This window comes from Endozoicomonas sp. SESOKO4 (assembly GCF_024606275.1).
Map to the genome: position 1 here is coordinate 1 of NZ_JAHHPS010000499.1, position 10,606 is coordinate 10,606.

Below are 10,606 nucleotides of genomic sequence, written 5' to 3' on the forward strand. Positions count from 1 at the left end.
ACAATGAATCCTTTGCTGTATCGTTTAATTCCTGAAGCAATGGTGAGGAGGTTGATTACTATAAGTTCCAACGAGTCGGAGAGTCCGTCAGCACCCTGGCGCAAGAAGGCATTATGCATCAATTTATTGCCAAAAGTGATCGTTTTAAAAGCCGGAAACCACGCTTTGGCGAGTATCTTGTCGTACTGGAAAAGGATCTTCCGGAGAGTTGCCGAAGTTTCACTGACCGATTACAAGTGAGTTATGTTAACGGCGAAAGAGCCTTCCGGGTCTATCATTTCAAAGCAACGAATAGTTATGGTAAATACGCTCACATTATTGATGATACCAGTACTCCTTACGCAACTGCTGAGCAAGGTTTATTGAATAGCATTCATGACATTGGCGTACTTAATGGCAAGTTTGGCGTTATGCCTACGTCAACGATACCGGCATTTCACTTTACCGGGCGTCGTTGGGTGTTCCTTAGCCCGTTATTGGGGAACTCCACTTATTTCGCCTCTCCATTACCTGGCAAATTTGAAAGCTGGATCAAGGCCATTGAGCGACCTGATTTTGGCTGGGATGGTCTTCGGGATTGGGGCGATGTTGAGTTCTATGGCTCCATGAAAAGCGGCCTTGGTACGAAAGACTCTAAAACCTGGGGTTATAGTCCAGAGGTTATGCAGCGGTTAAGCTTTGCCAATGCCCTATGCGAAAATATGCTGGCTGCCGTGTTGTTAAGGTCACGCCTGCGTCGGGATTCCCAAGACTATTATTATCAAAATCAACTGGCAGTGAAAGAGACAGAAAACTTTATTGAACAGTTGCTGAACGAATACCTGTCAGGCCTTTTTGCAAAAGAAAAAGAATTACAGCCCAAGTCAAGGTTGCAATCATTTATGGGTTTAGACGACAACAAATACCATTCATGGTTGACTCGCACAGCACAGGAGATCTTGTACTGGACTGCCCTGCAACCTTGTGAGGTCACAGACCCTGATGCATTTCCCCCTTCTGTTGAGTGTTACTCAGAACATTTAAAGCAAAAGGGGCGTTTGGATACAATGCTGTACCCGGAACCTCTGCACCCGCACCCCACGGATACACAGAAAAAATTTCCCAGGCACTTCAGCCAAGCCGATGGTCAGCTTAATCTCGGCGCTAGTAACGCTGTTTTTCCTCTGGTTGCTCTGAGTAAGGGGCTTACATTGTTTGCCAGCAATGTTTTTGCATTCGCAGACCAGTACACAGAGGTTGATAATATGGAATGAAAAAGTCTGAGACGATCTACATTGTTTTTTGTTGCGCTGACTGCCCTGAAATCCTCCATGGCGCTTCAAGCCAGGGTAAAACGCGACGGAAGTTTGCTGGACCTTCCAGCGTACAGGGCTGCTGACACTGTTGTTCTTTGTGACACTGGCTTGGTCAGCAGCCTTTTTTTAAACTCTGCGATTCTTCTTTTTTGGAACTTTAGTTTAATTAACGGGTCTGTATTTATGAGCATTCTTTTGGCGGGCTCGCCCTCGTCATGATTAAGGAGAATTAAAGAAAGGAGAAAAACGATGGATCCACTATCTCAACCCCCATGTAATCAGGGGCAAAATCTCTCTACTTACAGTGCCAGAGCTGAGAGTGCTGCAAAAGTTGCTACAGCGGATTATGGCAATGTCTACCCCAGAACCGTCAGGCCTGCCATCGTTGAGCCGTCTGGGGTCAATCGTAGAGACTTCACACCGGGTTTTCTAACAGGACAAAAATATCAAAAAAAGATCGAGATTTTCTCCGGAATAGCTGCTTTAGATGAAGAAGCCTTTGAAGCGGCTTATCGAAATCCAAAGCTCGACTTTACCGATTTTATAGGTATTTGTGTTAAGTATTATATCGGAACTACCGAGGCAACCGCGTATCCTGAAAAGAAGTCTGTGCTTAGCACCAGGCCGGGGGAATGCCTTGATATTACAGATCTTTCAGGAGACTCACTATTTGACTTAATCAGTTATCAGCATGATATACCTGAAGGCATAATATGTGGAGACGCAATAACATTTTGCCCGTTAACGTCGTCTGATTTTGATCAGATCCGCAGTTTTCTCGAAGAAGACTTAAGTCTTGCCCCAAAAGACAATGTGATCATTGATGCGGGGTCAGGGCGATATTGTTATCACAGTGCTCTATTTGCCCTGGCAGGTTTTACTGTAAGACCTTACGACTATTCACCTGCCAGAAGTATTTACAGGGGGCATGGAGTTGCAGAGAAGTTGTGTAGTCCATTTCTGACGCCAAACGATAAAGATTTGACGGGCGATGATATTACTTCATCTTTTTTTGATACAAACTCAGTGTTGTTTATGAGTTTCCCTGACAAGCCTGGCTATTCTTTTAGCCTTCCTCTGGTGAAAAAATACACTGAATCGGAAGTGTTGAATAAAGTGGTTGTTCTTCTCATCCTGGATAGTGACGGATGTGAAGGTACTTCTTTTACTGTTTCAAAAGAGACAATGGATTTACTCAAGGAAAACTATGAATTACGTAAAATAATTGATACAGAAAAGCGTCCTGCAGAGATACAAATCCATGTCAGGAAAAGCAGTGCCGGACTCAAAAACAACCACAACGAATACAGACTCGAAAGCAATAGCAAGTCAACCGCTCGCTCCTCAGACGACGCACAAACGGAGGAATCAGGCGCATCTTAAGGCGACGGCTGAAGGTCAAACAGGAACCGCTACTTGAACAGACCTTTAGTCTTTTCAGGTTCGTGTGCAATTAAATTTCCTCACTCTATTGTTCGGCGAATAAATGATCTACCAGTCAACTGGAGTGAGTTTAATCTGAACGTAAACACATTCAGGAAAATGATCGTTATGATTAGCTCCAACTTTGCTACATAATACTCCAAAAAGTAAGTTATCTAAGCATATTGGATACGGATTGGGATGAGTGCTCATATCTCTATTAATCTCGCAACCACAATCTTCACATGATGAAGTACCTCTTAGTACAAATGGTTTGTCTACCAGCTTTTCACCTTTTTCATTAAAAACGATGGGTAGCGCCATGCGGCGATGTTCTGCTTTCTGAATGATTTCGAAAGACAAACTACCTTCTGGGGTATCAAAGCTGAAATTTACAGAAAAATCATCGGGACGCTCAGCGTGATTTCCGAAAAACTTTACAAGGTGTTTCCCCCTTCTGCGTCCTCTTTCGGTTATTGATTCATAAAAAAGCTTTGAAATTTTGCAATAATAAGTATCTTCTCCCGGTTTCTTGAACACTGGTATAGTCCCCATTTTACGGATCTTCCCATGGAGCTGAATCGGCTTCTGTTCAGTTCTGTCACAAAATAAGGCATCATCTTGACCCAACTGCACACTGCAAGGGCAGTTTACTCTGTGCTCCCTCATTCTCGCAGTAGCTACATATTGGTGGCATATTCGGCAATTGACTTTGTTAAAACGGCATTTCGACATGTGTATCGGCACAAGGGCAGGCTGATGTTGAAAAGAACAGCCATCATCTCTGTTGGGGCAGAAACCGGCTCCAGAGCATCTTCTTAAATGTTCCTGTATACCCATCTTATTTTGAATCAAACCTATATGGGAATTACAAAAACGGCATATGTCGCCTTCTTGAAGAGTGCTTCTGAAACAATGCAAGTAGGCCGAATCAATACTGTTCTCTCTGGAATTGAAAAAAGCATAGGGCGAGTGATCAGTTCGACAAGCCGCACCCCTGTCCTCCTGATCAGAACGAGCATTGGCCAGCTGTTCGCACCTGTTTTGAAGTGCTTCGAATGCCCGGGTAAATGACTCAGCCAGTTGCAAGTGTTCGGGATCGTTGATCTGGCGACAAGTATGAATAAACTGCTCGACTCTATGCTTATCCTCTGGCATTACAGGCACACCATAAAATAATACACTCCCTGGGGGAATCGCCTGTTCTTCCTCTACCGGGTTCACAGGTTCTGACTGATGCTCCAGCGTAACCGGGGTATGGTGGTCTATGATATGACCCTTCAGGAATGCCAGCGGGCAGCTGTGGTTACAGCCGAACGGACATTGAAACATGATGGCCGCAGCTGTGTCTTCATAGTTGAATAAACGATCGTCCATTCTCCCACGACAAGTAATGCATTCTTTAATAGTGTTCATTTTCAGGTCAGTCATTGACTTAAAACAGCCAATACAGACACTGTGAGGAAGACTCGAAGTGCAAGTCCTCGCTTCTCCGGTAATGAGCTCTGTGCAAACGGGACAAAACAAATGTTGCTGGCTTCCACTAAGATAAGCCGTAGCGTACAAAGGAATGGGTGTTTCATCGTCGTTTCTTTGAGGTTCATAATCGTAAATAGCCTCAACTTGCTGCTGATTTATCGGTTCCCGCCTTCCATCTCTCTCGGAAGCGGCTGTGCCGGGTTCCCGGGTTTGTTCGGAGCTGCGTTCTGAGTGATGCATTGCATTAGCTTCAGGTCGAGTCGACCTTTCATTTCTTTGGTGATTCCCACCTGCAGGATTTGAAGGTCTTTGGGCACCAGGACGCTTACCGGCACCATGTTCAGGACGGTCATAATGAAAAGGCTGCTTGCGAATGAAGCGGTTCCATTCATGCCATCCGCCACCTGCTGGCATCGATGGGCCGAAAATCTCTGGATACAGTGATTCAAGAAAGCTCTGGTTATACAGACTGAACCGTAAGTAGGCTTCAGTCCTGCTGATCAATAACAGCTTGCCGTTGTGTTGGATGATGTATGACAGTTGCCCATTACTGTCCTGCACATGAAAGGCTGCCCCGTAAATATATGCCAGAAATCTTAATAGCGGGTCATCAGATAATGAGTTCAGTAACCATTTATTAGCCCACCTGAAAACAGGTTTGACACCGCTGGTATTGCTGTCAACTGATTCAGCAGTGATAAGTTGAGGCCAGTTTTCATCAGACATGTCACTGACTCTCGCCACGGCAGGAAACTCCGAAGGCACAAGAACCAGGGCTTCTTCCTGATTAAGCCTTAGCCAGATGGCATCCTGAAATAAAACCGAATTGCTGGAATCAGCATAACGGATTGACAAGGGGAAAGGGGCAGGCAGGAGATGCGTTAACGGGTTTTCTACCGCATCAAGGTCATTCTTGTCAGAGCGATCAAAACCATTATCGGCAAAAAGTTGGGTTAGATTGTAGGGTATGGGTAAATCAGGTTGACGACTCAGCAATGATGGCGGGCTGTTTTTCGGGGCCCCGAGGTCTTCCGGGTCGGTGCCTGATGAAATGGCCTGTGTGGCAACACCCTGAATGACCCAATGTTCGTGACAATGGCCAGTTGGGTCAATATATCTTACGGCGCTGGGCAGATAAGCGGGTTCCAGTTCCAAAGGTTCATTATCACCTGAGAATTTCCAAACATGGCCTTCAGCCAGGGCGAGCTGTAATTTTATCTGACTGTATTGCGGTGCGACCACTGAAACATGAGTATCAAAAGAGCATGAACTATCCCCGCCAGGTTGTGCAGGCTGCGGTGGCAGATTCAGGTCAGGCAGCGGGTTCTTGGCTTCGGGAATATTCCGATAAACTGTGGCAAGCAAGGGTAACAGTGAACTGAATGACACGGGCTCAACGAAACTATTCACAGCTACTGCCTGCGGTATCGTTGCCAGCTGCATCATAAGGCAGACAAAAAGAAATCTGCAAACAGCAAGTGTGTAATATGTTTTTTTCATATCACCCTGATATACGTTATTTACCATCCAGTCAGAAATAAATTAACTGGTATGTATGATCAAACATAAAAATTATTGTTGATGGACTCTCCGTGGTGCGAACTCAATGCTTCTAAGTCCGATCCGGTCGCATCGATTGTCCGGGTATGGACACGCTCGGCCCATAACAAACCGATTCCCGGTAGCAAGATAGATCATCAGGCAGAGGGTCGCCATCAAAAGGGCTTAACATCAATTCTGTTTTCAAATTATGGTAAACGAAGTTCAGGTACCTTCATTGCAATGGTTGGATTTTGGGGTGCGGAGCGAGGAATTTGTATGATGATATTTTTGCCGGAATCACAACTATCGGCTAGGCTGATCCGCTAACCGGTGCTCATTATGAATTTTCGATGTTTGTTTTAATGACAAGTAAAGTTATAAGGATCATTATTTTCATACTCTCACTAATCATTGGAATTAGACAATCCTGTTGCTGCGTGTTGAATCTATGAGAAGTTACGCATTATTTTTCATTTTTTTCCTACAGTTGTCTTTGGCAGGCTTCAGCTATTCAGTTATGGATCATCAGGATAATGGTGAAGATGAAACTCCTTTAAACATACACTCACCGGGTGAATTTGAGCTTATCGAGAGCTCATCATCACCTGGCCTCTTTTTCCGCTTTGGAAACGATTTTACTTTTCGTCGTTATGGTGATTATTTATCACTGAACGGATTGCGAGCACTACCCTCTCTGGCATTTAACATCATGAAGTACTGGTTGGTGAGCAAAAAAACCGCCTCCGTGCTGAGTCGCTGGACAGAAAACACTGTGACGCTGCACACGGCGCAAGTCTTGTCCATGGCCATTTTACCCAGTGTAGAAAGTGCCCTGTACAGCTGGTGTACCGGTACCCGTTCGGGGTCAGAGCAAATTCAGGTGGACTCACCCCAGATCCGCAAGCGATTTTACCTGGAGTTGATTTACCAGCTGGGGCTTCATCAGCAGATGTTGCGAATAACGCCATTCCCATTGAACCCATCCACCAGTCCGACGCTGGCCGGGGTGCCATTACCCAATGGCTACTCCCATTGGCTGGAGCTCTATGAGGCCAGTTGGCAACACAGTGTCGTTCACATTGACCTCTCATGGGTTTCACCCACGGCGCCAGAAGCCATTCGTATTGACATTCATTATTCAGATAAAGCCACAGAGTCAACGGTAGTGACACTGACCCACAACGGAGATTTAGAAAGTCTGCCGGTGAGTATTGAGTCACTGTTGCATAATGAGGCGAAAGATGAGGCGAAAGATTTTGCCAGAGGTCGTCCCATTGCTAGCCTCTTAACCGATGCGGTCATTAAAAACACCGTAGCTCTGATCCAAAATCGGGTTTCAGCCGCAACCCATTTCCCTGTGTCACGGGTTGCTGGCCAACTTGAATTTGACGCGGATGGTTATAGTGGTCAGTTATCACTTTGTGGTGAACAGCAACCTGATTGCGACAGCCACCTGCAATTGACGTATAAACCTTTTCCATACCCGCATTTTGGTATGATTTTGCAGGGACAAGATCACATTAAAGGCAGCGTTGACGCGACAATTAAGCAACTGGCGAATGCCAATCGCGCCGAGCTGATTCTGCAACTGGTAGAAAAGGTGATCCTGCACATTTTTATAACTTCATTTCAGCAAATCAATCAGGACGCAGAGCATACTGACAACGATTACTTTCAGTCCTCCCTTCGACATGACGAACAAAACCTTGAAACGGCCATAGTACCCTCACACCATAAACCTGTTGCACCTCAGCAGCCAATGGTTGAAACATTGATGCCAGCAAGCCAGTTTCCTGATTCCGCAGAGCCTCCGGTGCAATGGCCGGATGAATCTCAAATGAATGCTCTAAAGTCAGGTGTCGTAAAAACAGAGTCTGTCAAATCCCCTGCACAGTTTCAGGAAAATGATATATTGCTCGTTTACCCTCAAAATGCTGTTGACCACCCCAGCTTTGATTTGAATGTAAATCCCGGAGAAATGAGAGATGCCCTTAGAGATGATGTACGTCGCAGATTAGTATTTCTTTATGAAAATAACCTGAGAGACGATAGGCCTACACGGGATGAAGAGAAGTCGCTAGAGGATTCAATATTAACGAGGTTGCCGACACCGCTATATGAGTTCCTGAACAAAGACTGGTCTGGTAGAGACAGGTTTGCCCCAGAAGAGTATCAAGCTCTGGCTAAGTTCCATTCTGCATTTATTTTTTTTGATGAAGATGATTATATGCACTACGAGAATTGTAACAACATAGGTGTGGAATTCGTGACGTACGCGGCGAGGGATGAAAAGGGCAGCGAATTTAACAAGTTTTTAATAAAGGAGTGCCTGCCTCTGCGCGAAGGCTGGAGCCTGGACGAACAGGAGATTATTCAGAGCTGGCTGAATTCCGAACTGCAAGATTGTCAGGCCTATCCTGAGCGAGAGCAAATGGCAGAATATGTAAAACTGTGTCACTACGGCCCATTAAAAGCGGATTGTGTGTCAGTCTGCAGCGACTGTTACTGTGCGTTTGAAAACCAGGCTGCCTATAATCGCATTAAAAACCTTGAGAGCCAGGTGGAAAAATTGTCATAACGCAGACGCTCTCTCAGGCGGATTAAACTTTGAAATGTCTAATTCCTTGTGGCACTGGCTTGGCCAGCGGCCTTTTTTCAAGCTTCGATCCTTCTTTTTCGGAACTTTCATTTAATTAACGGGTCAATATTTGAGTGGACTCAGCTTCGCCAAGATTAAGGGTAATGAAAGACAGGAAAGAAACGATGGATCGATTACCTCAAAGCTCATTTAATCAGGGGCAAAACCCCTCTACTTACAGTTCTACAGCAAATCATGGCAATGTATTCGACAGAACCGTTACCCCTCTCAGTGGGTCATTGGGAGTCAATCGTGCAGATTTCGCAACAGAACTTTCAACAGGACAAAAAGATCAAGAAGAGATCGGAATTTCTTCCAGAGCCGTTGCTTTAGATGTAGATACCCCTGCAGTCGCTGAAGACAAATCAAAACGGCAATTCACCAATGCTGGAGATATTGGTCTTATGATCAAGCCAGAAGCATTATCACCCAGTCCTTTAAAAAGCTATAAAGCCAGCCCGTGTGTGAGCACTGCTATTCTCTCCGACAAACAAGTCGAGTTGATTCAAAAACTCCTTGATAGAAAAGGTCATAAACTCAAAGAAGCTGAACTTATGCACCTTATCCACTATATATCACGAGAACGTCGCAGAATATACGTCCCTGAGGCTTATTTTAAATCATCTTGCTTTATGAAAGAATTTGTAAAGAATGATATTTTGAGACTTTACGAAATACCAAAAGATAAAATAACCAGAGATATACTACTGGCTCAGAACAAGAGTGATTATTCCCGTATTGTCTACGACGGACTGCCTGATGAATTGAAAACAGATCATCATTTTCTTATTCAATATTCAGGCCGCAATGGTATTCCCAAAGGTACACCTCTGGAACTGGCAGCTTTCATTTATGGCCATCTGGACATCACAGCAAAAATAAAATCCCTGGGCACTTTTCCTGATAGTTTTAAAAATCAAAATGATGATTTATACGATGAACTCATTCGTTCAGGAAGGATAGAGCTGAAAGACCTGCCAGAACACATTAAAAGTGAAAACAAAAAGTACTGCCTGTCACAATTATCAAATGGCTTGTGTACTTTATCAGAGGTTCCGGTTCGCTTTATAACAAAAGAAATCATGTTGGATTCGCTCAGTGGCCAAAAATGGTATGGTAATTTTCAAGACATTTACTTTGGTAAATGCACTATGTTCACCGAGGAACCCGTCTTTTTTGAAGAAGTACTGGTCAAGACCTTATTAGCCGCACTGGAAACAAACCATAAGTTATATCAGGAATTTCGCAATTCCCTGTACATGGTTTATTTATCCGCCTCAAAAAGATATAAGACAGACAAAGAAAAACTTGGTTTGTTATTAAAGAAGCTGGTAAAAACCAATCCTTTTATCTTGAATGATATTGAAAAATCGAATAATACGTTGCTTAAGGCATTAATCGATACAGCAAAGCATTCACTGTTGGATATATTAAGAAAAACACCTGAAGTTAGCCGAGGTTTTGATATTGCTGCTCTTTATTTTTTCTTTGATATAGTCGATGCAGATAACGATTTTAAAACCCATGTCTTGAATATTGTTTATCCTTATTTTCCTGATCTGGGTCGCGAAATGCTTCCGGAAGAAATTCTGAAGGAACTAGACAGTATAGTGCTCAAGTCTGAACCCTTTGACAAGGGATACGGGTGTTTTCAGAGTAGAAAGTTACAGCCAGATGACCCTCGCATTGTAATAGACTACATTGAACAGCGTCTGGATTGTTTGCACTTTTTTAACAACAAAGAATATCTGGAAAAGTGCTGCACTGATCCAATAGTCCGGCAAAGGCTCATACATGTACTTGCGCAAAGGTTAGTTGCCAATAAAAAAGTTTTGTTGAAGACCTGGTCATGTCGTCTACCCCGACAATTACTGGATGATACTCTGAACTTTCTCAAAGACCCGGCACTTTTCTTCAAACTGGATTCTTCCGAACAGTTGATAGAACCCGGTAATCCACTCAATTTTCAATTGCCCAATACTTCGGCATTCGAATTGGTAGTCGCTGCCCACGCATTTGATTTTCATCCTGCGGAATTAGCTTCCGCTCGTCAGTTACAGGCAGAGTTTGTTCGTGCTGGTGAAACCGTTTTTCAACGGGTTTATCCTGGTCAACATCCGTTATCACTATTCGAGAAAGAAGGCACCATCGTTGGTGGTCGTACACTGGCAATAGTCAATGGTGAGGAGGTTGATTACTATAAGTTCCATCGGGTCGGAGAGTTTGAGGC

Annotated in this window: 5 protein-coding genes; 4 read left to right on the top strand and 1 reads right to left on the bottom strand. The window is 44.2% G+C overall.

The window, feature by feature from the left end; genetic code table 11:
• The first annotated feature begins 113 nt into the window (after positions 1–113).
• Together KDK16_RS09785 and KDK16_RS09790 are read left to right on the top strand one after the other, a co-directional pair.
• Positions 114–1,253: a hypothetical protein gene (locus tag KDK16_RS09785; RefSeq protein ID WP_257275846.1), complete on the top strand. Its 1,140-nt coding sequence runs from the start codon at positions 114–116 to the stop codon at positions 1,251–1,253.
• A 291-nt stretch (positions 1,254–1,544) separates the two neighbouring features.
• Positions 1,545–2,678 (top strand): phage N-6-adenine-methyltransferase, encoded by a 1,134-nt coding sequence (locus tag KDK16_RS09790; protein WP_257275847.1) that lies wholly within the window; start codon positions 1,545–1,547, stop codon positions 2,676–2,678.
• A 108-nt stretch (positions 2,679–2,786) separates the two neighbouring features.
• On the opposite strand, the gene KDK16_RS09795 is transcribed toward KDK16_RS09790, so the two are convergent.
• On the bottom strand, positions 2,787–5,696 hold the full coding sequence (locus KDK16_RS09795; RefSeq protein ID WP_257275848.1) for a hypothetical protein: 2,910 nt from the start codon (positions 5,694–5,696) through the stop codon (positions 2,787–2,789).
• 559 nt (positions 5,697–6,255) lie between these two features.
• Between KDK16_RS09795 and KDK16_RS09800 the strand changes: the two genes are divergently transcribed.
• Complete coding sequence (locus tag KDK16_RS09800; protein ID WP_257275849.1) at positions 6,256–8,316, top strand: hypothetical protein; 2,061 nt, start codon at positions 6,256–6,258, stop codon at positions 8,314–8,316.
• A gap of 185 nt (positions 8,317–8,501) precedes the next feature.
• A partial coding sequence (locus KDK16_RS09805) for a hypothetical protein (RefSeq protein WP_257275850.1) occupies positions 8,502–10,606 on the top strand: 2,105 nt, incomplete at its 3' end.